Here is a 21,233-nt window from a genome sequence, read left to right as displayed (position 1 = left end):
AAAATCGATGTTGAAGAAGATGACGATTGCCGCGGCGATCTCCGCCGCCACCCTGCTGGCCGCGACTAGTGTCAGCATGGCGCAGACCAAGCTGAAATGGGCCCATGTCTACGAGACCTCGGAGCCGTTCCACACCGCATCGGTCTGGGCCGCGCAGGAGATCAATAAGCGCACCAACGGTCGCTACCAGATCGAGGTCTATCCGGCCTCGCAGCTCGGCAAGGAGGCCGACATCAACCAGGGCCTGTCGCTCGGCTCGGTCGACATCATCGTCTCCGGCTCGAGCTTCGCGGCCAAGAGCTTTGCGCCGATCGGCGTGACCTATTATCCCTACACCTTCCGCGACGCCGATCATCTGCTCGCCTACACCAAGAGCGACATCTTCAAGGAGCTCGCCAAGGGCTATGAGGACAAGAGCGGCCACCACATCGTCGCGGTGACCTATTACGGCGTGCGCCAGACCTCGTCGAACAAGCCGATCAAGACCTGCGCCGACATGAAAGGCCTGAAGATGCGCGTGCCCGACGTGCCGGCCTACTTGGCGATGCCGCGCGCCTGCGGCGCCAACACCGCGCCGATCGCGTTTGCCGAGGTCTATCTCGCGCTGCAGAACGGCACCGTCGAGGCGCAGGAGAACCCGCTGACCACGATCGAGGCCAAGAAATTCTACGAAGTGCAGAAGCACCTCGTGCTCACCGGCCACATCGTCGATCACCTCAACACCGTGATCGCCGGCGGGCTATGGAAGAAGCTCTCTGATGAGGACAAGAAGATCTTCACCGACGTCGCGCAGGAGGCGGCAGCCAAGGCCACCGGTGAGATCAAGCAGAACGAAGCCAAGCTGGTCGCTTTCTTCAAGGACAAGGGCCTGACGGTGACCGACGTCGACAAGAACGAATTCCGCGACACCGTGCTGAAGAACGTCCCGTTCGAGACCTTCGGCTACCGCAAGGCCGACTGGGAGCGGATCCAGGAAGTGAAATGACGACGTAGTCGTCATCCGGGGCGGTCCGTAGGACCGAACCCGGGATCTCGAGGTTCCGGGTTCGGCGCTAACGCGTCGCCCCGGAACGACGATTTGGAGAGAGGTAACCCATGTCGACCGCCGAACTACACCGGCAGATCACCGCGGACGAGATCGCCCACACCTTCGAGGAAGAGGCGACGCCGAAGGTCGATCTCGGCATCTACGCTTTCGAGGACTGGGTGGCGCTGGCGATCTTCTGGGTGATGGCGCTTGCCGTCTTCCTGCAGTTCTTCAGCCGCTACGTGCTCAACGACAGCTATGCCTGGACCGAGGAGATCGCGACCTATTGCCTGATCGGGGTGGTCTTCATCGGCGCCTCGATGTGCGTGCGGCTGTCGCGGCACATCCAGGTCGACCTGGTCTATCGCTATCTGCCGCGACCCGTGGGACGTGCGCTGTCGACGGTGATCGACCTGATCCGGATCGCGTTCTTCGGCTACGCCATCAAGCTGGTTTGGGTCTACATCCAGATCATCGGCGACGAGCAGATGACCACGATCAATTTCGCGAAGAACTACGTCTACTACGCCGTGCTGCTCGGCTTCGTGCTGATGTTCGCACGCTCCGTGCAGGTGGCGGCGCAAAACTGGCGGCAGGGCTACTCGGTCCTCGAACGTCCCGGTGCCTACGACGGATCGGAGATATAATATCATGCTGCTGCTGCTCGGAGGCTTTCTCATCCTGATGCTGCTCGGCGTTCCCGTGGCGATCGCCATGGCCGCGTCGTCGCTGCTCTACATCCTGGTCAGCGGCGTGACGCCCGACGTCACGCTGGCGCAGCGCATGATCGCCGGTGTCGAGAGCTTTCCGCTGCTCGCGGTGCCGTTCTTCATCCTGGCCGGCAATCTCATGAACATCGCCGGCGTGACCGGGCGCATCTACAAATTCGCCGTCGCTCTTGTGGGGTGGATGCGCGGCGGGCTCGGCCACGTCAACATCATCGGCTCGGTGATCTTCTCCGGCATGTCCGGCACCGCGATCGCGGATGCCGCGGGTCTCGGCACCATCGAGATCAAAGCGATGAAGGACCACGGCTACTCCACCGAATTCTCGGTCGGCGTCACCGCAGCCTCCGCGACGCTCGGGCCGATCATCCCGCCGTCGCTGCCCTTCGTGATCTACGGCATGATGGCGAACGTCTCGATCGGCGCGCTGTTTTTAGGCGGCGTCATTCCCGGCGTTGTCCTGACCCTGTTCATGATGGCCACCGTCACCTACTTCGCGCACAAGAACAAATGGGGTAGCGACACGCCGTTCTCCTGGCCGCAACTCGGCTCGGCCGGTCTCGAGATCGTCATCGTGCTGTCGTTCCCGATGGCGATCTGGCTGATGGTACTCGCCGGCCTCTCGGTCAACATGGCGGTCGTGATCGGCCTCGGCACGCTGCTCGTGATCGACTGGTACTTCGATTTCTCGGCAGTGATGGCGCTGATGGCGCCGGTGATCCTGATCGGCGGCATGACGCTCGGCTGGTTCACGCCGACCGAAGCCGCCGTCGCCGCGGTGATCTGGTCGCTGTTCCTCGGCCTCGTGCGCTACCGGACCATGACGTTCCGGACGGTCGCCAAGGCGACCTTCGACACCATCGAGACCACGGCCTCGGTGCTGTTCATCGTGACCGCAGCCTCGATCTTCGCCTGGCTGCTGACGGTGTCGCAGGCGGCGCAGATGCTGTCGGACTGGATGCTCAACATCATCCACAACAAATGGGTGTTTTTGGCACTCGCCAACGTGCTGATCCTGTTCGTCGGCTGCTTCATCGACACCACGGCGGCGATCACCATTTTGGTGCCGATCCTGCTGCCGATCGTGCTCAAGCTCGGCATCGACCCCATTCATTTCGGCCTGATCATGACGCTGAACCTGATGATCGGCCTGTTGCATCCGCCGCTCGGCATGGTGCTGTTCGTGCTCGCCCGCGTGGCAAAGCTCTCGGTCGAGCGCACGACGGTGGCGATCCTGCCATGGCTGGTGCCGCTGATGCTGGCGCTGATCGCGATCACCTACATTCCCGACCTGACCCTCTGGCTGCCTAAATACATGGGACTCTCCAAATGACCTCGACCGCTCTCGCCGCAACGCTGTTCGGCCCCGAAGACCTGCGCATGATCGAGCATCCGCTCGACAAGCTCGCCGACGGCATGGTGCGCATCCGCTTTGGCGCCGGCGGCATCTGCGGCTCGGACATGCATTACTTCCGCCATGCCCGGACCGGCGATTTCGTGGTGAGGTCGCCGCTGGTGCTCGGCCACGAGATTTCGGGCGAGATCGTGGAGATATCCGGCACTGCTGCGAACCTGAAGGTTGGCGACCGCGTCGCCGTGAACCCGTCGCGCTGGTGCGGGCATTGCGTCGCCTGCCGTGAAGGCCGGCCGAACCTCTGCGAGAACATCTACTTCATGGGCTCGGCCTCGAAGACGCCGCACATGCAGGGCGGCTTCGCCAACTATTTCGACGCGATCCCCGCACAGTGTGTGAAGATCCCCGATCACGTATCCTACCAGGCCGCCGCGCTGGCCGAGCCGCTCGCGGTCTGCCTGCACGCGGTTGCGCGTGCCGGCAAGATCGAGGGCAAGCGAGGCATCATCTTCGGCGCCGGCCCGATCGGGCTTCTGACCATGCTCGCCGCACACCGTGCCGGCATGGCCGACATCACGGTGGCCGACATCGCGCCGGCACCACTGGCGTTCGCGACCAAGCTCGGCGCCTCGCACGTCGAGAACGTCTCTGCAGGCGAGGAAGGCTTGAAAGCACAAGCCGCGTCGCGTCCCTATGACGTCGCTTTCGAAGTCTCCGGCACGGCTGCAGGCCTTGCGAGCGCGATCGGTATCGTCAGGCGCGGCGGCGTCGTGGTGCAGATCGGCAATCTGCCCGGCGGCCAGATTCCGACGCCGTCGAATGCGGTGATGGCGAAGGAGATCGACCTGCGCGGTTCGTTCCGGTTCGGCTTCGAGTTCATGACCGCGGTGGAACTGATTGCCGCCGGCAGCGTCGACGTGCTGTCGCTGGTCACCGCCGAGCGGCCGCTCTCGACCGCACCCGACGCGTTCAGGCTCGCGCTCGATCGCTCGCAGAGCGTCAAGGTCGTGCTGACCGCGAACTGATTGGGAGAGCGGGTATGATGCTGGAGGGTTGGCGCTGGTACGGGCCGGATGACCCGGTCTCGCTCGACGACGTCAGGCAGGCCGGGGCGAGCCATATCGTCTCGGCACTGCATCAGGTGCCGATTGGGGAGGCCTGGACGCGCAAGGCGGTCGAGGAGCGGAAGAATTTCATCGAGAACGGCCAACCCGGCCGCTCGCAGCTGACCTGGTCGGTGGTGGAATCGATTCCGATCCCCGACGACGTCAAGCGGCTCGGCGGCAAGGCGACCAAGTCGATCGAGGCGTGGATCGCAAGCTTGGAGGCGGTCGCGGCCTCCGGCATCAGGATCATCTGCTACAATTTCATGCCAGTAGTCGACTGGTGCCGCACCGATCTCGAATGGGAGCTGCCGAACGGCGCCCGCGCCATGCGCTTCGACCAGGACCGCTTTGCCGCGTTCGAGCTGCACATCCTCAAACGTCCGGCCGCCGCGCAGGACTATTCGCTCGAGCAGCAGGCGCGCGCGAAGGCGCTGTTCGAGAAGATGAGCCAGGCCGATATCGACTACCTCATCATGGTCATCGCCAGCGCGCTGCCCGGCTCGACCACCGAGCCGATGACGATCCCGCAATTCCGCGACCGCCTGGAGGCCTATCGCGACATCACGCCTGAGATGCTGCGGCAGCATCTCGTCGAGTTCCTCGCGCGCGTCGCGCCGGTCGCTGAGCAGCTCGGCGTCTCCCTGACGCTGCATCCGGACGATCCGCCGCGGCCGTTGTTCGGCCTGCCGCGCATTGCCTCCAGCGCTGAGGACTACCAGGCGCTGTTCGACGCCGTGCCGTCGAAGGCGAACGGCATCTGCCTGTGCACGGGCTCGCTCGGCGTGCGTGCGGAGAACAACCTGCCTGAGATGGCGGAGCGGTTCGGCCCTCGCATTGCGTTCGCCCATCTGCGCGCCACCAAGCGCGAAGCTGATGGCCTGTCGTTCTACGAGTCCGATCATCTCGACGGTGACGTCGACATGGTCGCGGTGCTCAAGGCGCTGCTCAAGGAGAACGCGCGGCGTTCGCCCGACACGAAAATTGTGTTCAGGCCCGATCATGGCCACCGCATGCTCGACGATCTCGCCGCCACCAAGCGCACCAATCCCGGCTACACCGCCATCGGCCGCCTGCGCGGCCTCGCGGAGTTGCGCGGTGCAATCAGGGCGATCGAGCATCGGTAGAGCCAAAGCTCTATCCACATCGTCATAGCGAGCCAACGGGTCCGCGCGAAGCGCGGCCCGATGACAGGCTCCGCGAAGCAATCCAGAACCCCTCTGCGGAAAGACTCTGGATTGCTTCGCTGCGCTCGCGATGACGTGGAGAGAGGGTGCTTCCCCCAAACACCGCCTGCTTAGTAACAAGCGTCCATCGCGCCGAGCTTCGGATAGAGCCGGTCGATCGCAGCGATCTCGCTTTTCATCTGCGCGATGATCCAGTCGCGGATCTCGGCGGCGATGGGGCGCATCGGCCGGTTGCGCGGCGGCAGGAATTCGCATAGGCGGCGCGTGGTGGTGAGCGTGTCGGAGGCCGGCACAAGCGCGCCGGTGAGAAGCCAGTGCGAGGCAACGGTCAGCCAGCCGAGTGCGATGCCCTGGCCGAGCAGCGCGGCCTGCACCACGACGGCATAATCGGTGAAGCTCAGCGCCTTGGCCGCCCCACGGCGCCCGGTGAGGAGCGAGGCGTAATCGGCGGCCCAGTCGCCCGGCGTTTCGGCAAGGCGGATGATGGTGTTGCCTTCGGTGGGATCGGTCTCGCCGAGATAGCCGGGGCTGCACATCGGCAGCATCACTTCCTTCATCACCAATGTGCCGCCCGACGACGGCTCGTCGCGGTCGCGAAAGCGCATGCCGAGATCGACATTTTCCACCGGTCCGCGCAGCGCGCCGGAGATCAGCTGGAAGCGCAGATCGATTCGCGGAAACTGCTTCTGGAGCTTGTCGATGCGCGGCATCAGCCAATGCGTGGTGAAGGCGGAGGAGACCGACAGCGTCACGGTCTCGGTACCCTTGCGGCGCTGCTCGATATCGAGGAGCCCGCTCTCGATGCTGCGAAACCCTTCGAGCACGCGGCGATAGAGCCGCTCGCCTTCCTCAGTGAGCACCGCGCGTCCCCCTCTGCGGTCGAACAGGCGGACGCCGAGATGCTCCTCGAACTGGCCGAGCATACGGCTCACCGCCGGCTGCGTGACGTTCAATTCGGCGGCCGCAGCCGTGAAGCTGCCATTGCGCGCCGCTGCGTCGAAGACGAACAGGGCGTTGCTGGACGGCAGCATGCGGCGCAGCTCGGGCATAACGCCATGTTATGAGGGCGGTGAGAATTTGGCAATTGCCGGATTTTGCCAAGTCTGGTGTCATTGGCATGACAGCCTACAGACAGGGGCTTGCGGAAGAAGATTTGGTGCGCTGCACGCTTCGTCCGTGAGTGCCCGAAATCCTTGTCTATAATGCAGGCTTATGGCGCGCAGTGAGGCACGCCGGCACGGGACATGGCGAGGTCGATCGTTGGACAAACGAGCGGAAAGCGTCGAGATCAGGTCCGCCAGCAAGGCCTATGGCGCCGTTCGCGCTCTCGATGACGTCTCCCTTGATGTCGGCGCCGGTGAATTCGTCTCTCTGCTCGGCCCCTCCGGCTCCGGCAAGACCACGCTGCTCGGCATTTTGGGCGGCTTCATCCTGCCCTCGTCGGGCACGATCCTGTTTGGCGGCCGCGACGTCACATACGTGGCGCCACACAAGCGCGACATCGGCGTGGTGTTCCAGAACTACGCGCTGTTCCCGCATATGAACGTCGGCGAGAACGTCGCGTTTCCCCTGCGCGCCCGGCGCCTGCCCAAAGCGAACTGGCCTGACAAAGTGCGAGCGGCGCTCGCCATGGTCGGCCTCGCCGGCTATGAGGCGCGCGGCATCGCGCAACTCTCCGGCGGCCAGCGCCAGCGCGTGGCGCTGGCCCGCGCCATGATCTTCGAGCCGCGCCTGATCCTGATGGACGAGCCGCTCTCCGCGCTCGACAAGCAGCTCCGCGAATCCATGCAAATCGAGCTGCGCGCGCTGCACAAGCGTATCGGCGCCACCATCATCTATGTCACCCATGACCAGCGTGAGGCGCTGACCATGAGCGACCGCGTCGCGGTGATGAAGGACGGCCGGCTGATCCAGATCGACCAGCCCGAGCGGCTGCACGACCATCCCGCAAATTCCTTCGTTGCGAGTTTCATCGGCGAAGCCACGCTGCTGCCGGTCCGCCGCGCCGATCCCAGCAGCGTTGCGCTCGGCAATGCGCTGCTGCGCAGCGCCCGCGCCATTCCCGATGGCGACGCCCTGATGCTCGCCGTGCACAGCGAAAAGCTTCTGATCGACGATGGCGCGCAGGATGCCGCCTGCAATCGGTTGACGGGCACGGTTACCGACATCGTCTATCAGGGCGAGAGCCTGCGCATTTTCCTGGCGCTCGAAGGCGGCATCGCGCTCAGCCTGCGCCAGCCGAGCTATCACCAGGCCTACAGCCGCATCCCGCCGCTCGGCGGCAGCCTCACCGTGACCCTTCACCCCGAGGACACCATCGTCGTCCCCAAGGTGGACTGAACTCAAGCCTCATCCAACCCGAGAGAAGAAACGAACATGTCGACCCAAGCCGCGTTCAGCAATTTCAAGGTTCTCACCTTCGACGTCGTCGGCACCTTGATCGACTTCGAGACCGGCGTGCTGTCCGCGGTGCGCAGGATTTCGGGCAAAACGCCGGCCGAGCTCAGCGACGACCAGATCTTCGAATCCTACAAGCGCGGTCGTGACAAGCATTACGAGCGCTCGAGCGAGGTGATGTTCCACGTCTACCGCTATCTCGCCAAGGAGCTCGGGCTGCCGGCCGACGATGCGTCCTGCGACATGTTCCAGCTCGCCGTGTTGCGCTGGGGGCCGTTCCCGGACTCGGTCGAGGCGCTCAGGCGCCTGCGTACCAAATTCCGGCTGGTGGCGATGACCAATGCCGACCGGGTTGCGCTCTCCTGCTACGCGCATGCGCTCGGCAATCCCTTCGACGACACGGTCTGCGCCGACGACACCGGCGTAGCCAAGCCGAACCCGGAATTCTTCGCCTACAACAAGGGTCGCCAGTCCGCCTTCGGCTACAAGCAGTCGGACATCCTGCACGTCGCGCAGAGCCAGTACCACGACATCGGGATCGCTCGGAAGCTCGGCTACAAGGTGTGCTGGATCGAGCGCCGCCAGGGCATCGCCGGCTTCGGCGGCACGCCGGCGGTGGAGACGCTGACCAAACCGGACTTCCATTATCCGACGCTGAAGGCGCTCGCCGACGCCGCGATCGGTCCGGCGGCGTAACGAGGAGCGGCGGCATGACACGGGACTGGAGCGCGCTGCCATCGGCCAACTCGCTGTGGGAAGCGACGGCCGAGCCGGCGCGCGAGTTCCAGGTCCTGTCGGGCGAGCAACAGGCGGACGTGGTGATCATCGGCGCGGGCTACACCGGCCTCTCCGCCGCGCACCACATCGCCAGAAGCGGGCTTGCCCCGGTCGTGTTGGAGGCCAACCGCCCCGGCTGGGGCGCCAGCGGCCGCAATGGCGGTGTGATTACGGCAAAATTCCGCCTCTCGTTCCGCGAGATCGATGCGGTGCACGGCCGCGCCATGGCGCGGCGCATGTACGAGATCGCGCATGAATCGACCGACATGGTCGAAGAGCTCGTCTCCGAGTTCGGCATCATCAGCGCTCAGCTGACGCGCACCGGCCAGGTCAAGGCGGCACATAACGAGACGACGCTGAAGGCCGCGATCGATGAAGCCGACTGGATGAGGCGAGAGATGGGCGATGCGGAGGTCCGCATCCTCGACAAGCGCTCCGTGCGCGACGAGACCGGCTCGGACATCTTTGTCGGCGGCGTGCTCAATCCCGGCTCGGGCGGTATTCATCCGCTGAACTATTTGCGCGGCCTTGCCGATGGTGTCGCGCGCCGCGGCGTTCCCATCTACCAGGAGTCGCCGGTGGTCAAACTCCGGCGGGAGAATGGCGGCATCGTCGCCGAGACGCCGAGAGGCGCGGTGCGGGCGAAGCAGGCGATCATCGCCACTAACAGCTATTCGGATCTGACCGATGCCACCGCGCAGATGCAGCGCACGCTGATCCCGTTCCGCAGCGCCATCATCGCCACCGACAGGCTGCCGCGCAATCTCGCCGGCAAGCTGATGCCGACAGGGCGAACCTACACCGAGACCAAGCGCATGATGCGCTGGTTCCGCATGGTCGACAATCGCGTCATCTTCGGCGGCCGCGGCGCCTTCGGCAAGCAGGATTCGCAAGCGGCGTTCGACGCCTTGCGCAAGGCGATGGTCGGCATCTTCCCCGATCTCGCCGATATCCCGCTCGAATACAAATGGTCGGGCCTGGTCGCGATGACGCTGGACTCGGTGCCGCATATCGGCCGGCTCGACGACCGCACGCTGGTCTCGATCGGCTACAACGGCGCCGGGGTTGCGATGTCGAGCCTGATGGGCCGCTATCTCGCCGCCTTCGTGCGCGGCGAGACGCCCGAGGTCGGCCTGCTCGACATCAGGCGCATGAGAGCAATTCCGTTCTATCCGCTGCGCGAACCCGCTGTGCGCATGGTCGCCGGCTGGTACCAGTTTCTCGACGCGATTGGTCAGTGAGATCTGTTTGGAGGAGGCGAGGATGATCATGAAGCGGACTATTGGATTGGGCTGCGCGCTGCTGGGCGCCATCGGACTGACCACAGCGGCGGATGCCGCCGAGCAGATCACCGTCGTCTCGCAGGGCGGGGCCTATCAGCAGGCGCAGACGGTGGCGATCCTCGACCCCTCCGCCAAGAAGCTCGGCATCACCATCAACCAGGATTCCATTCCCGACGCCTGGCCCGCGATCAAGACGCAAGTCGGCAGCGGCAAGCCGATCTGGGATGTCGTGGACACGCCGACCGGCTATTGCCTGCGCGGCGGCGAGCAGGGGCTGATCGAAAAGTTGGATTTCTCGAAGATCCCCAATGCGGCGGCGATGCCCGAGGCGTATCGCAGCCCGTATTCGGTCTCCTACGAGTTCTATTCCAGCGTGCTGGCCTACAGCCAGAAGACGTTCCCGAAAGATGCGCCGAACAGCTGGGCCGATTTCTGGGACGTCAAGAAATTCCCCGGCCGCCGCGCGCTGCGTAACCATCCGATCGCCACGCTCGAGGCGGCGCTGATGGCGGATGGCGTCGCGCCCGACAAGCTCTATCCGCTCGACGTCGACCGCGCCTTCAAGAAGCTGGAAGAAATCAAGCCGCACATCACCGTGTGGTGGACCTCGGGCGCGCAATCGGCGCAGCTTCTCAACGATGGTGAGGTCGACATGGAGATGGCCTGGAACGGCCGCGTCAGCGCGGTCGCCAAGGAAGGCGCGAAGGTCGCGTTCACCTACAATCAAGGCATCCTGCAGAGCACTTCGCTCTGTATCCTCAAGGGCGCGCCGAATCTGGAAACAGCGGTGAAATTCCTCAACGAGGCCGTCGATCCCGTGCACCAGGCCAACCTGCCGCTCCACATCGACTACGGCCCCGGTAACCCGAAGGCGTTCGAGACCGGCGTGATCAAGCCCGAGCGCGCCGCGCAGCTGCCGAGCGAGCCGGCGAATGCGGCCAAGCAGGCGCTGATGTCCTACGCCTGGTGGTCCTCGCCCGCGGGCGAAGCGGCCGAGAAGCGGTGGGCGTCGTTCATGCAGAAGTGAGCGAGGCAGCGTTGACGACATCCCTGCCAGATCCCTCCCAAAAGCATCAGCGCCGTGAGCACGGCCTGATGCTGGCATTGGTGTCGCCGGCGCTGCTGGTGATCCTGGCCCTGATCGTGCTGCCGGTCGGCTGGCTGGCGTGGCAGTCGGTCTATCATGACGGCTTTACCCTGGAGAATTATCGCCGCGTCTTCACCGAAGACGTCTATTGGCGTAGCTTTGCACTGACCTTCGAGATCAGCCTCGCGGTCACTGGAATCGCGCTGCTGCTCGGCTATCCCGTGGCCTATCTCGCCAACTCGGTGCCGAAAGGCTGGAGCATTCTGATCCTGTCGCTGGTCGTGCTGCCGTTCTGGACCAGCGTGCTGGTTCGGGCCTATGCCTGGCTGGCGCTGCTGCAGCGCACCGGCGTGATCAACCAGTTCCTGCGCTATCTGGACGTCATCTCCGAGCCGCTCGCATTGGTCCACAACACGTTCGGCACGGTGGTTGCGACCGTGCACATCCTGCTGCCGTTCATGGTGCTGCCGCTCTATGCCACCATGCAGAAGATCCCCGGCGATCTCATGCAGGCCGGCGCCAGCCTGGGTGCGAGCCCGTCGCTGACATTTTTCCGCGTGTTCCTGCCGCTGTCGCTGCCGGGCGTGCTCGCCGGCTGCACCATGGTGTTCGTGCTCTGCCTCGGTTTCTACATCACGCCGGAGTTGCTCGGCGGCGGCCGCACCGTGATGGTGTCGATGCTGGTGAGCCGCAATGTCGAGCTCTACAACCAGTTCGGGGCTGCCAGCGCGGTCGCGGTGGTGCTGCTCCTGAGCGTGCTCCTGATCTTCTTCGCCGTCAGCCGCTTCATCTCGCTCGATCGTGTGTTGGGGCAGAAATGATGCGCGCTTCGCCCACCCGGATTGCCCTCTACGCGATCAGCGCGCTGGTGCTGGTGTATCTGATCCTGCCCGTCCTGATCATCGCGCCGATCTCGTTCTCCAGCGCGCGCTTCCTGACCTTCCCGCCGCCGTCGTTCTCGCTGCGCTGGTACCAGCAGTATTTCGCCAACGCCGCCTGGATGCAGGCGACGCGGGTGACGCTGACGGTTGCGCTGCTGACGGTCGTGATCGCGACCCCGCTCGGCGTGGCCGCTGCCTATGCCATCAGCCAGTCGAACCTGCGCATCATGCGCATCATCCACATGGCGCTGCTGCTGCCGCTGGTGGTACCGATCATCATCACCGCGGTCGGCATCTTCTTCGTCTACGCCAAGGTAGGCCTGGTCGCGACCATGTCCGGCCTCGTGCTCGCCAACTTGATGCTGGGATTGCCCTATGTCGTCATCTCGGTGCTTGCGGGCCTGCAGAGCTTCGACCCCGCGCAGGAGATGGTGGCGCGCAGTCTCGGCATGAACCGTCTGCGCAGCTTCTTCGCGGTGACGCTGCCGCAGATCAAGTCGAGCGTGATCGCCGGCGGCATCTTCGCCTTCATCTCGGCAATGGACGAGACCATCGTCGCGCTGTTCATCTCCGGCGGCCAGTTCCAGCCGCTGACCAAGCGCATGTTCACCGCGCTCCGGGACGAGATCGACCCGACCATCGCCGCGATCTCGACGCTGATGACGGCCGCATCCTTCATGCTGGTGCTCCTTGCGAGCGCGCGACAGAAGCGGAGCGGATGAAATCGACGAGATCAGATCAGCCGATTGCGAAATCGGCTGCCGTCTCTGCGTGAATGGCGGTGGTGTCGAACGTCTCGACCGACGTGTCGTCCGTACCGACCAGCATGGTGATCTCGGTGCAGCCGAGGATGATGCACTCTGCGCCACGGGCGACGAGGGCCGCCATCACCTCGCGGTAGCGGCGGCGCGACGGCGCAGCGACGTTGCCGAGGCACAGCTCGTCGTAGATGATGCGGTTCACCTCGGCGCGCTCGTCCGCGGGGGGAATCAGAACGTCGAGATCGTGCGCGCGCAATCGGTCGATGTAGAAGTCTTCCTCCATCGTGAACTTGGTGCCGAGCAGCCCGACCCGCCGATATCCCCTGGCCCGGATCCGCTGCGCCGTCGCGTCGCCGATGTGGATGAACGGCACGGTCACGCTCGACATGATCTCGGGCGCCAGTTTATGCATCGTGTTCGTGCACAACACGATCGCCCGCGCGCCGACGCTTTCGAGGCGCCGCGCGATTTCCGCCAGACTGGCCGCCGCCTCCTGCCAGCGGCCGCCATACTGCATCTGCTTGATCTCCTCGAAATCGTAGGAATACATCAGCAGCGGAGCCGAATGCAGCTTGCCCATGCGGTCGCGGACGCGCTCGTTGATGAGCTTGTAATAAAGCGCGGTGCTCTCCCAGCTCATGCCGCCGATCAGGCCGATGGTTTGCATTCCGCTGCTCCAGACGATTTGGGTCGGCCGATCGTAGACGAAGATGCCGAGGCTCGCCATCATGGCCGCGGCAGGGCCTGTAGTGCAAACGGTAAGGACGGGCATGACGCCTGCGCAGGCTGCGAGAAGCCTTTCGACCTTGCGCACTCTCTCGGCCTGTCCTAGGCCAGTTCCCCGAACAAGCGCGCATCGCCAGAGCCTCGAGGGAGCCGATATGACCATTCGCAACACCCGCACCGGGGGCCAGATCCTGATCGATCAGCTCGTCGCCCAAGGCGTCGAGCGCGTCACCTGCGTGCCGGGCGAGAGCTATCTCGCGGCCCTCGATGCGCTGCATGACAGCCCGATCGACGTCGTGATCTGCCGCGCCGAAGGCGGCGCTGCGATGATGGCGGAGGCCTATGGCAAGCTCACGGGGCGCCCCGGAATCTGCTTCGTCACCCGCGGTCCCGGCGCGACCAATGCCAGCCACGGTGTCCACATCGCGATGCAGGATTCGACGCCGATGATCCTGTTCGTCGGCCAGGTCGATACCGGCATGCGCGAGCGCGAGGCGTTCCAGGAGCTCGACTACAAAGCGGTGTTCGGCTCGATGGCGAAATGGGCGGTCGAGATCGATCGCCCCGACCGCATTCCGGAGCTGGTCGCGCGCGCGTTCCGCGTCGCCATGCAGGGCCGCCCCGGTCCCGTGGTGATCGCGCTGCCGGAGAACATGCTGACCGAGACCGCGGCCGTTGCCGACGCCATGCGCGTCGAGCCCGCGGTGAGCTGGCCCGCGCCGGCCGATATCGAAAAGCTCGGCGCCATGCTCGCGGGAGCCAAGGCGCCGCTCGTCATTCTCGGCGGCTCGCGCTGGACCGATGAGGCGGCGAAGAGCATCGCGCGATTCGCGGAGCGGTTCGACCTGCCGGTTGCGACCTCGTTCCGCCGGGCCTCGCTGATCGATGCCGACCATTCGCACTATGCCGGCGACCTCGGCATCGGACCGAGCCCGGGCCTGAAGGCGCGCATCGAGGGTGCCGACGTCATCCTGCTGATCGGTGGCCGCATGTCGGAGATGCCGTCCTCCTCCTATACGCTGCTCGACATTCCCACTCCGCGGCAGAAGCTGATCCACGTGCATCCAGGCTCGGAAGAACTCGGCCGCGTCTATCAGCCGGCGCTGCCGATCCAGGCGACGCCCGCCGCCTTCGCCGCCGCCGTCGAGACGCTGAAGCCGGCTGGAACCGTGGCCTGGAAGGGCGAGGCGGCCAAGGCGCATGCCGATTATCTCGCCTGGACCGAGAAGGCGCGCGAGTTGCCCGGCAAGTTCCAGTACGGCCAGGTGATGACCTGGCTGCGCGACCGCCTGCCGAAGGATGCGATCGTTTGCAACGGCGCCGGCAATTACGCCGGCTGGATCCATCGTCATCACCGTTTCCATAGCTTTGCCGCCCAGCTCGCGCCGACCTCGGGCTCGATGGGTTACGGCGTGCCCGCGGGCGTGCTCGCCAAGCGGCAATATCCGGATCGCGTCGTCGTCGCCTTTGCCGGCGACGGCTGCTTCCTGATGAATGGTCAGGAATTCGCCACCGCCGTGCAATACGACGCGCCGCTGATCGTCATCATCGTCGACAATTCGCAATACGGCACCATTCGTATGCACCAGGAGCGCGACTATCCCGGCCGCGTCGTCGGCACCCAGCTCAAGAACCCCGACTTTGCGATGTACGCCAAGGCGTTCGGCGGCCATGGCGAGCGCGTCGAGCGCACCGAAGAGTTCGCACCGGCGTTCGAGCGCGCGCTGGCTTCGGGCAAGCCGTCGATCCTCCACTGCATCATCGATCCGCGCGCGATCTCGGTCGGCAAGGATTTCACGCCGGCGGTGAAGGCTTAAAGCGATGGCGGCCGGTCGCCACGTTGCGATCATCGGAGCCGGCGCGGTCGGCGTGATCAGCGCCATCGAGGCGTTGCGCGAGGGCCATCGCGTCACACTGATCGATCCCGGCGAGCCTGGCGGCGAACAGGCGGCGAGCTATGGCAATGCCGGCTGGCTGTCCTCGCATTCGGTGATTCCGCCGGCGGAGCCAGGCGTCTGGAAGAAGGTGCCGGGTTATCTGATGGACCCGCTCGGCCCGCTCGCGATCCGCTGGTCGTATTTGCCGAAGGCGCTGCCCTGGCTGGTCAAGTACCTGCTGTCCGGCTGGACCGAGGCGCGGGTCGAGACGACGGCGTTCGCGCTGCGCGCCCTCCTCAAGGACGCGCCGCTGCTGCACCGCAAGCTCGCGGAAGAAGCCGGCGTGCCCGAACTGATCGAGCGCAACGGCGTGACGCATGTCTTCACCTCGCGCGGCAATTTCGACGACGATCTCGGCTGGCGCCTGCGCAAGAAGGTCGGAGTCGAATGGCTGGAGCTCAATGCCGACGAGATGCGCCAGCGCGAGCCGGACCTGCATCCGCGCTACACCTTTGGCGTGGTGGTGGAGGAGGCCGGCCGCTGCCGCGATCCCGGGGCTTATGTCGCCGCCCTCGCCAACCATGCGATCGCCGGTGGCGCGAAGCACGTGCGGGCCAAGGCGACCGGGCTGAAGCTAAACGGCAACAAGCTCGTGGCTGTTCTCACCGAGACCGGCGAGATTCCTTGCGATGCCGCGGTGGTCGCGGCTGGTGCCCGCTCGAGGCAGCTCACCGCGTCGGTCGGCGATTCCCTCCCGCTCGAGACTGAGCGCGGCTATCACGTCATGATTGAGAATCCGGAAGTAGGTCCGCGCAGCTCGATGATGGCATCCGACGCCAAGATGGTGGTGAACTGGACCAACAAGGGCCTGCGCGCCGCCGGCACGGTCGAGATCGCCGGCCTCGAGGCCGCACCGAATTGGAAGCGGGCCGAAATCTTGCGCAACCACCTTCTCGGGATGTTCCCGAAGTTGCCGAAGGACATCCCAGCTTCGCGCATCAAGACCTGGTTCGGCCATCGCCCCAGCATGCCGGACGGACGTCCCTGCATCGGCTACGCGCGCGCCTCCCGCGACATCGTGTATGCTTTCGGCCACGGGCATGTCGGCCTGGTCGGCTCGGCCCGTACCGGCCGGCTCGTCGCCCAGCTTGTCAGCGGCAAGACGCCGGAGATTCCGCTCGGCCCCTTCGCACCCGGACGTTTCCTCTGAGGCCGCAGCATGACCAGTTCAGTCAATTCGTCCGCCCGCATCGCCCGCGTCGGCAAGGCCGTGTACGGCGCGCCGCTCGGAATCCTGATGCTGGAAGCACGCTTTCCCCGCATTCCCGGTGACATGGGCAACGGCACGACCTAGCCGTTTCCCTGGGCAAGCCCGAGGAGCTGTATGCCCTGCCGTGCCACGTCGCGCGGCGCGCGGACGTCGATCGCGCGGTCGCCACCGCGGTCCGGGAGTTCGGCCGGCTCGACATCATGGTCAACAACGCCGGCGTCGCCCGCAACCAGGACATTCTCGATATCACCGAGCAGGACTTCGACGAGATCATCGGCATCAATTTGAAAGGCGCGTTCTTCGGCGTGCAGGCCGCGGCGAAGCAGATGATCGCGCAAGGTGGCGGCGGGGTCATCATCAAGGCGGGGTCATCATCAACATGTCCTCGGTGAATGCGCTGCTGGCGATCCCGACGCTTGCGACCTATGCCATCTCCAAGGGCGGCATGAAGCAGCTCACCTCCGTCGCGGCCGTCGCACTGGCCCCGCACAACATCCGCGTCGTCGCGGTCGGGCCGGGCACGATCCTGACCGACATGGTGACGTCGTCCACCTACACTTCCGAGGAGGCCCGCAAGACCGTGACGTCGCGTACGTCGGCGGGCCGTGGCGGCGAGCCGAGCGAGGTGGCCTCCGTCGTGGCGTTCCTTGCCAGCGACGATGCGTCCTACATCACCGGACAGACGATCTATCCGGATGGCGGCCGGCTGGTTTTGAACTACACGGTGCCTGTGAAGGAGAAGTAGGGCTCACTGCCTCTCACTCCGCCGCGACCGTCATGCCGTGGCCGAGCCGCTTCGAGATGCCGCCGGCGCAATCGCGCAGCGCATTTGCGATCGGGCTGTCCCAGCGCGCGTCGAACGTTCCTTCCGGCCCCATCGCGGTGATGACCAGCGCGACGTGGCCGGAATGGTCGAATACCGGCGCCGAGAATGCGTTGACGCCGGGCAGGGGATCGCCGAGCGCGCGGGCGAGCCCGTGCGTGCGGACCTCAGCGAGCATCTCGGCAACCTTCGCGCCTTTCACGGCGCGCTTTGGATTGTAGCCGACGCCGTGACGGTCGAGACCGCTTTCGAGCGCGGCATTGATCGTCTTCTCCGGCAGGAACGCCGCGAAGGCGCGGCCGGTCGCAGTCTCCAGCAGCGCCATCACGGAGCCGACGCGCATCACGATGTGCACCGGCTGGGCCGGCTCCTCGACCTGCACCACGGTCGGGCCGTGCGTGCCCCAGACCGCGAGCGAGACTGCGTGGCCGATCTGGCTCGCGAGGCCCGCGATCTTGGGACGTGCGATGCGAACGCCGGAGAGCCGGCGCAGGCTGATCAGGCCGAGCTCCAGCGCCAGCGCGCCGATCTCGTAGCGGCCGGTGGTCTCGTCCTGCTCGATCAGGCCGATACGCGAAAAACTGGCGAGATAGGGATGCGCCTTGGCCGGCGTCATGCCGGCCTCGCGCGCGAGATCGCGCAGCATCATCGGCTCGCCGCTTCTTGCGAGCGCGCGAAGCAATTCTCCGCCGACCTCGATCGACTGGATGCCGCGGCTCTCTCTGTTCATGTGCCTCCCGGCGTTTTCGCTCACGCCGCGTTGCGCTTGGCGGCGCTGTCGGCAAGATGACGGCCGGCAATGTAGCCGAAGGTCAGCGCCGGCCCAAGGGTGATGCCGGCCCCGGGATAATTGCCGCCCATGATGCTTGCCATGTCGTTGCCGGCGGCATAGAGGCCGGGAATGACGCGGCCTTCGGCATCGAGCGCCCGCGCGTTCTCGTCGGTGACGATGCCGGCATAGGTGCCGAGATCGCCGATCACCATCTTGATGGCGTAGAACGGGCCGTTCTCGATTGGCGCGACGCAAGGGTTGGGCCCGTGCAGCGCGTCGCCCTGGTAACGGTTATAGGCTTTCGAGCCCTTGCCGAAGGCGGTGTCGTGTCCCAGCGGCGCCGTCGTATTGAACTGCCTGACGGTTTCGACGAACGCCTTCGCATCGATGCCGGCTTTCGCCGCGAGCGCCTCCAGCGTGTCGGCGCGCATGAGGTAGCCGGTATTCAAATGATGACCCAGCGGCATCGGGAAAGGCGGCACGCAGCCGAGGCCATACTTCCGCAGCGTCTTGTGGTCGCAGACCAGGAAGGCGGCGATCTCCTCGCCGGGTTTGGCCGCCTTGACCATGGCCTGGACGAAGTCGTGATAGGAATTGCCTTCATTGGCAAAACGCTTGCCGTCGCGCATCACCGCGATCACGCCGGGCTTGGCGCGGTCGATGAAATGCGGCATCACGCCCTTAGAGCCATCCTTGCGCGTAGTCAGCGAGACCGGCACCCAGGCTGCCGCGTTCGGCAGGCGATCCTCGATGCGCCCACCGGCGCTTTCCGCAAGGCGCAGGCCATCGCCGGTATTGCCCGCGGGCCCGGGCGAATAGTGCTCATTGCCGGTCGGCGCGTGCGGAAACATTTTTCTGCGGCGTGCCACGTCGTGCGGAAAGCCGCCGCAGGCGAGCACGACGCCTTGCCTTGCACGAACGCGCACCTCGCGTCCCTCGCGCGAAACGATCGCGCCAGTCACGGCGCCGTTCTCGACCGTCAGCTCGCGCACCGGTGAGGACAGCCACATCGGAATCTTCAGATCGAGCGCGGATTTCGCGAGGCGGCCTGCGAGCGCATTGCCATTGGTCAGCGTCATGCCGCGGCCGTGGCGCAGCACGTCCATGAAATGCCGCGACAGCCGCTTGGCGACATAAACGGCCGAGGTCAGCGACTTCGTCACGCGCATGAAGTGGATGATCTCCTTGCCGGAGCCCAGCATCATGCCGAACACGGTGAGCTCGGGCAGCGGCGTGCCGAGGGTCTTGATGAGGTCGCCGAGCTCGCGGCCGTCGAATGGACGCGTCACCATGGAGCGGCCGCCCTGCGCGCCGCCGGGCGCTTCGGCGTGATAATCGGGAAACACCAGCGGCATGTCGAAACGCAGCGCCGTCTTGGTGGTGAAGAACTCGACCGCCTCGGGGCCGGCCGATAAAAATGCATCGACGCGTGCCGCATCATAATTGTTGCCGGCCTCGTGGCGTAAGTATGTGCGGGCCTGCTCCGGCGTCTCCTCGATCCCATAGGCCTTCGCCAGCGAGGTGCCGGGAATCCAGAGCCAGCCACCGGAACGCGCGGTGGTGCCGCCGAAGCGCGGCTCCTTCTCGACGATCAGCACATCGAGCCCACGATAGCGCGCGGTGATCGCGGCCGACATGCCGGAGCAACCCGATCCGGCCACGAGCACGTCGCACTCGTAAGTCTCAATGGCGCTATGCTCGTTGCCGGTCATCGCTCACCTCACTTCTTCAGGAGCGGACATTTGGATTCGGAGACCGGGCGGAAGGCGTCTTCGCCCTTCACGGTCTTGACGATGTCCAGATAATCCCACGGCTCCTTGGACTGCTCGGGCTTTTTTATCTTGGCGAGATACATGTCGCGGATGACGCGGCCGTCCTCGCGCAATTTGCCGCCGTGAACGAAGATATCCTCGATCGGCAGTTCGCGCATCTTGGCCATCACCTTGGCCGGATCATCGGTGCCTGCGGCCTTGATGCCTTTCAGGTAATGCAGCACCGAGCCGTAGACTCCGGTCTGGATCATGGTCGGCATCACCTTGGTGCGCTCGTAGAACTTCTTCGACCAGGCGCGGGTGGCCTCGTCCATGTTCCAATACGATGCCGTGGTCATGTAGGTGCCCTGCGCGGCCTTCAGCCCGATCGCGTGCACGTCGGTGTCGAACATCAAGAGGCCGACGAGCTTCTGGCCGCCCTGGACCAGGCCGAACTCGCCGGACTGCTTGATGGCGTTGTCGGTGTCCTGGCCGGCATTGGCGAAAGCGACCACGTCGGATTTCGAGCTCTGCGCCTGCAGCGCGAAGGAGGAGAAGTCCGCCGTGTTGGTCGGGTGCTTGACGCCACCGAGCACTTTGCCGCCCATCTCGTTGATGAAGCGCGTGGCATCCTTCTCGAGCTGCTGGCCGAAGGCATAGTCTGCCGTGATGAAGTACCAGGACTTGCCGCCTTCCTTGATGACGGCCGAAGCCGTCACCTTCGACAGCGCATAGGTGTCGTAGGTGAAATGCACTGTGTTGGGACTGCACAGCTCGTCTGTCAGCGAGCTCGCGCCGGGACCGGAGAGCAGGGCGATCTTATTGCGCTCGCGCACCATGTTGTGCACGGCGATGGCGATGCCGGAATTAGGGATGTCGACGACGGCGTCGACCTTGCCGTTGTCGAACCAGCCGCGCACGATCTGGACGCCGACGTCGGTCTTCATCTGATGGTCGGCACTGATGATCTCGATCGGCTTGCCGAGCACGGTTGGCCCGAATTCCTCCACGGCCATCTTGGCCGCCTCGACCGAGCCCGGCCCGCTATTGTCGCGGCCCCAGCTCGACAGATCCGTCAGCACGCCGATCCGCACCGCGTCGTCGGAGACTTGCGCGATCGCAACATTGGTCATGGCAGTCGAAGTCATGGCCGCGAGCACAGCACAGGCCAAAAACCCTCTCATCGTCGTTTCCTCACTCTTTTGGGCCGCTTGGCGCGGCTGGTCGTTCTGGTGGTTAATTAGATATAAGCGAATTAATTTGTCAATGACGAATAAAGGCATGGGAGTCTTTCCGTTGAGGGATTCTGGATTGCTTCGTCGCAAGGGCTCCTTGCAATGACGGCTGTACGAGCAGTTGCTCCGAACGCTCTCGTGTCCCGGACGCGCCGCGGCGCTCTTGCGCGGCTTCGCAGAGCCGGGACCCATGCCGC

Annotated in this window: 18 protein-coding genes and 2 pseudogenes; 15 read left to right on the top strand and 5 right to left on the bottom strand. The window is 65.0% G+C overall.

The window, feature by feature from the left end; all coding sequences use genetic code 11:
• The first annotated feature begins 19 nt into the window (after window positions 1-19).
• The 5 genes from P6U28_RS23855 (at window position 20) to uxuA (ending at window position 5,336) form a co-directional block, all read left to right on the top strand.
• Window positions 20-985 (top strand): sialic acid TRAP transporter substrate-binding protein SiaP, encoded by a 966-nt coding sequence (locus P6U28_RS23855; RefSeq protein ID WP_407123107.1) that lies wholly within the window; start codon window positions 20-22, stop codon window positions 983-985.
• A gap of 110 nt (window positions 986-1,095) precedes the next feature.
• Window positions 1,096-1,674 carry a TRAP transporter small permease gene (locus P6U28_RS23850; RefSeq protein WP_407120038.1) on the top strand — a complete coding sequence of 193 codons (579 nt, stop codon included), beginning with the start codon at window positions 1,096-1,098 and terminating at the stop codon, window positions 1,672-1,674.
• Window positions 1,675-1,678: 4 nt separating this feature from the next.
• Window positions 1,679-3,085 carry a TRAP transporter large permease gene (locus P6U28_RS23845; RefSeq protein WP_407120037.1) on the top strand — a complete coding sequence of 469 codons (1,407 nt, stop codon included), beginning with the start codon at window positions 1,679-1,681 and terminating at the stop codon, window positions 3,083-3,085.
• The gene (locus tag P6U28_RS23840) at window positions 3,082-4,131 is read left to right on the top strand and encodes an L-idonate 5-dehydrogenase (protein ID WP_407120036.1); all 1,050 of its coding nucleotides are present in this window, start codon (window positions 3,082-3,084) and stop codon (window positions 4,129-4,131) included. Before P6U28_RS23845 ends, P6U28_RS23840 begins: the two co-directional genes overlap by 4 nt.
• Window positions 4,132-4,145: 14 nt before the next feature.
• On the top strand, window positions 4,146-5,336 hold the full coding sequence (gene uxuA, locus P6U28_RS23835) for a mannonate dehydratase (protein WP_407120035.1): 1,191 nt from the start codon (window positions 4,146-4,148) through the stop codon (window positions 5,334-5,336).
• Between the two features lie 170 nt (window positions 5,337-5,506).
• Here the strand turns inward: uxuA and P6U28_RS23830 are convergent, their stop codons facing one another.
• On the bottom strand, window positions 5,507-6,445 hold the full coding sequence (locus tag P6U28_RS23830) for a LysR family transcriptional regulator (RefSeq protein ID WP_407120034.1): 939 nt from the start codon (window positions 6,443-6,445) through the stop codon (window positions 5,507-5,509).
• Between the two features lie 211 nt (window positions 6,446-6,656).
• Here P6U28_RS23830 and P6U28_RS23825 point away from each other — a divergent pair, with 211 nt between their 5' ends.
• From P6U28_RS23825 to P6U28_RS23800, 6 genes are all read left to right on the top strand, one after another.
• Window positions 6,657-7,736, top strand: coding sequence for an ABC transporter ATP-binding protein (locus P6U28_RS23825; protein ID WP_407120033.1), 1,080 nt, complete (start codon window positions 6,657-6,659; stop codon window positions 7,734-7,736).
• A 36-nt stretch (window positions 7,737-7,772) separates the two neighbouring features.
• Window positions 7,773-8,489, top strand: a complete 717-nt coding sequence (locus tag P6U28_RS23820) for an HAD family hydrolase (RefSeq protein WP_122401807.1) — start codon at window positions 7,773-7,775, stop codon at window positions 8,487-8,489.
• 14 nt (window positions 8,490-8,503) lie between these two features.
• The gene (locus tag P6U28_RS23815) at window positions 8,504-9,811 is read left to right on the top strand and encodes an NAD(P)/FAD-dependent oxidoreductase (protein WP_407120032.1); all 1,308 of its coding nucleotides are present in this window, start codon (window positions 8,504-8,506) and stop codon (window positions 9,809-9,811) included.
• A gap of 22 nt (window positions 9,812-9,833) precedes the next feature.
• Complete coding sequence (locus P6U28_RS23810; RefSeq protein ID WP_407120031.1) at window positions 9,834-10,880, top strand: ABC transporter substrate-binding protein; 1,047 nt, start codon at window positions 9,834-9,836, stop codon at window positions 10,878-10,880.
• 68 nt (window positions 10,881-10,948) lie between these two features.
• A complete protein-coding gene (locus P6U28_RS23805; protein WP_162500555.1) occupies window positions 10,949-11,761 on the top strand; it encodes an ABC transporter permease in 813 nt (270 codons plus the stop codon).
• The gene (locus P6U28_RS23800; protein WP_407120030.1) at window positions 11,758-12,543 is read left to right on the top strand and encodes an ABC transporter permease; all 786 of its coding nucleotides are present in this window, start codon (window positions 11,758-11,760) and stop codon (window positions 12,541-12,543) included. The genes P6U28_RS23805 and P6U28_RS23800 overlap by 4 nt, the downstream gene beginning before the upstream one ends.
• A gap of 16 nt (window positions 12,544-12,559) precedes the next feature.
• On the opposite strand, the gene P6U28_RS23795 is transcribed toward P6U28_RS23800, so the two are convergent.
• Window positions 12,560-13,249, bottom strand: a complete 690-nt coding sequence (locus tag P6U28_RS23795) for an aspartate/glutamate racemase family protein (protein ID WP_407123106.1) — start codon at window positions 13,247-13,249, stop codon at window positions 12,560-12,562.
• Between the two features lie 214 nt (window positions 13,250-13,463).
• Here P6U28_RS23795 and P6U28_RS23790 point away from each other — a divergent pair, with 214 nt between their 5' ends.
• From P6U28_RS23790 to P6U28_RS23775, 4 genes and pseudogenes are all read left to right on the top strand, one after another.
• Window positions 13,464-15,125: a thiamine pyrophosphate-binding protein gene (locus P6U28_RS23790; RefSeq protein WP_407120029.1), complete on the top strand. Its 1,662-nt coding sequence runs from the start codon at window positions 13,464-13,466 to the stop codon at window positions 15,123-15,125.
• A 4-nt stretch (window positions 15,126-15,129) separates the two neighbouring features.
• Window positions 15,130-16,395, top strand: a complete 1,266-nt coding sequence (locus P6U28_RS23785) for an NAD(P)/FAD-dependent oxidoreductase (protein WP_407120028.1) — start codon at window positions 15,130-15,132, stop codon at window positions 16,393-16,395.
• A 9-nt stretch (window positions 16,396-16,404) separates the two neighbouring features.
• A pseudogene (locus tag P6U28_RS23780) lies at window positions 16,405-16,536 on the top strand (aspartate/glutamate racemase family protein); the annotation flags it as partial.
• A 50-nt stretch (window positions 16,537-16,586) separates the two neighbouring features.
• Window positions 16,587-17,200: pseudogene (locus P6U28_RS23775) on the top strand (SDR family NAD(P)-dependent oxidoreductase); the annotation flags it as partial.
• Window positions 17,201-17,213: 13 nt separating this feature from the next.
• Here the strand turns inward: P6U28_RS23775 and P6U28_RS23770 are convergent.
• The 3 genes from P6U28_RS23770 to P6U28_RS23760 are packed head-to-tail and all read right to left on the bottom strand — an operon-like array spanning window position 17,214 to window position 20,985.
• Complete coding sequence (locus P6U28_RS23770; protein WP_407120027.1) at window positions 17,214-18,008, bottom strand: IclR family transcriptional regulator; 795 nt, start codon at window positions 18,006-18,008, stop codon at window positions 17,214-17,216.
• 20 nt (window positions 18,009-18,028) lie between these two features.
• Window positions 18,029-19,762: an FAD-dependent oxidoreductase gene (locus tag P6U28_RS23765; protein WP_407120026.1), complete on the bottom strand. Its 1,734-nt coding sequence runs from the start codon at window positions 19,760-19,762 to the stop codon at window positions 18,029-18,031.
• A gap of 8 nt (window positions 19,763-19,770) precedes the next feature.
• On the bottom strand, window positions 19,771-20,985 hold the full coding sequence (locus P6U28_RS23760) for an ABC transporter substrate-binding protein (protein ID WP_407120025.1): 1,215 nt from the start codon (window positions 20,983-20,985) through the stop codon (window positions 19,771-19,773).
• Window positions 20,986-21,233 lie beyond the last annotated feature (248 nt).

This window comes from Bradyrhizobium sp. STM 3561 (assembly GCF_045571455.1).
GTDB classification, from domain to species: Bacteria; Pseudomonadota; Alphaproteobacteria; order Rhizobiales; family Xanthobacteraceae; genus Bradyrhizobium; species Bradyrhizobium vignae.
Note: the sequence above shows the minus strand (reverse complement) of the source record. Positions and strands in the feature narration are given on the sequence as shown.

Coding starts and splice junctions, on each gene's coding strand:
- P6U28_RS23800 (WP_407120030.1), top strand. CDS start 11,758: ATGATGCGCGCTTCGCCCACCCGGATTGCCCTCTACGCGATCAGCGCG.
- P6U28_RS23765 (WP_407120026.1), bottom strand. CDS start 19,762: ATGACCGGCAACGAGCATAGCGCCATTGAGACTTACGAGTGCGACGTG.
- uxuA (WP_407120035.1), top strand. CDS start 4,146: ATGATGCTGGAGGGTTGGCGCTGGTACGGGCCGGATGACCCGGTCTCG.
- P6U28_RS23790 (WP_407120029.1), top strand. CDS start 13,464: ATGACCATTCGCAACACCCGCACCGGGGGCCAGATCCTGATCGATCAG.
- P6U28_RS23805 (WP_162500555.1), top strand. CDS start 10,949: ATGCTGGCATTGGTGTCGCCGGCGCTGCTGGTGATCCTGGCCCTGATC.
- P6U28_RS23815 (WP_407120032.1), top strand. CDS start 8,504: ATGACACGGGACTGGAGCGCGCTGCCATCGGCCAACTCGCTGTGGGAA.
- P6U28_RS23810 (WP_407120031.1), top strand. CDS start 9,834: ATGATCATGAAGCGGACTATTGGATTGGGCTGCGCGCTGCTGGGCGCC.
- P6U28_RS23760 (WP_407120025.1), bottom strand. CDS start 20,985: ATGAGAGGGTTTTTGGCCTGTGCTGTGCTCGCGGCCATGACTTCGACT.
- P6U28_RS23820 (WP_122401807.1), top strand. CDS start 7,773: ATGTCGACCCAAGCCGCGTTCAGCAATTTCAAGGTTCTCACCTTCGAC.
- P6U28_RS23785 (WP_407120028.1), top strand. CDS start 15,130: ATGGCGGCCGGTCGCCACGTTGCGATCATCGGAGCCGGCGCGGTCGGC.
- P6U28_RS23855 (WP_407123107.1), top strand. CDS start 20: ATGACGATTGCCGCGGCGATCTCCGCCGCCACCCTGCTGGCCGCGACT.
- P6U28_RS23850 (WP_407120038.1), top strand. CDS start 1,096: ATGTCGACCGCCGAACTACACCGGCAGATCACCGCGGACGAGATCGCC.
- P6U28_RS23770 (WP_407120027.1), bottom strand. CDS start 18,008: ATGAACAGAGAGAGCCGCGGCATCCAGTCGATCGAGGTCGGCGGAGAA.
- P6U28_RS23830 (WP_407120034.1), bottom strand. CDS start 6,445: ATGCCCGAGCTGCGCCGCATGCTGCCGTCCAGCAACGCCCTGTTCGTC.
- P6U28_RS23845 (WP_407120037.1), top strand. CDS start 1,679: ATGCTGCTGCTGCTCGGAGGCTTTCTCATCCTGATGCTGCTCGGCGTT.
- P6U28_RS23840 (WP_407120036.1), top strand. CDS start 3,082: ATGACCTCGACCGCTCTCGCCGCAACGCTGTTCGGCCCCGAAGACCTG.
- P6U28_RS23795 (WP_407123106.1), bottom strand. CDS start 13,249: ATGCAAACCATCGGCCTGATCGGCGGCATGAGCTGGGAGAGCACCGCG.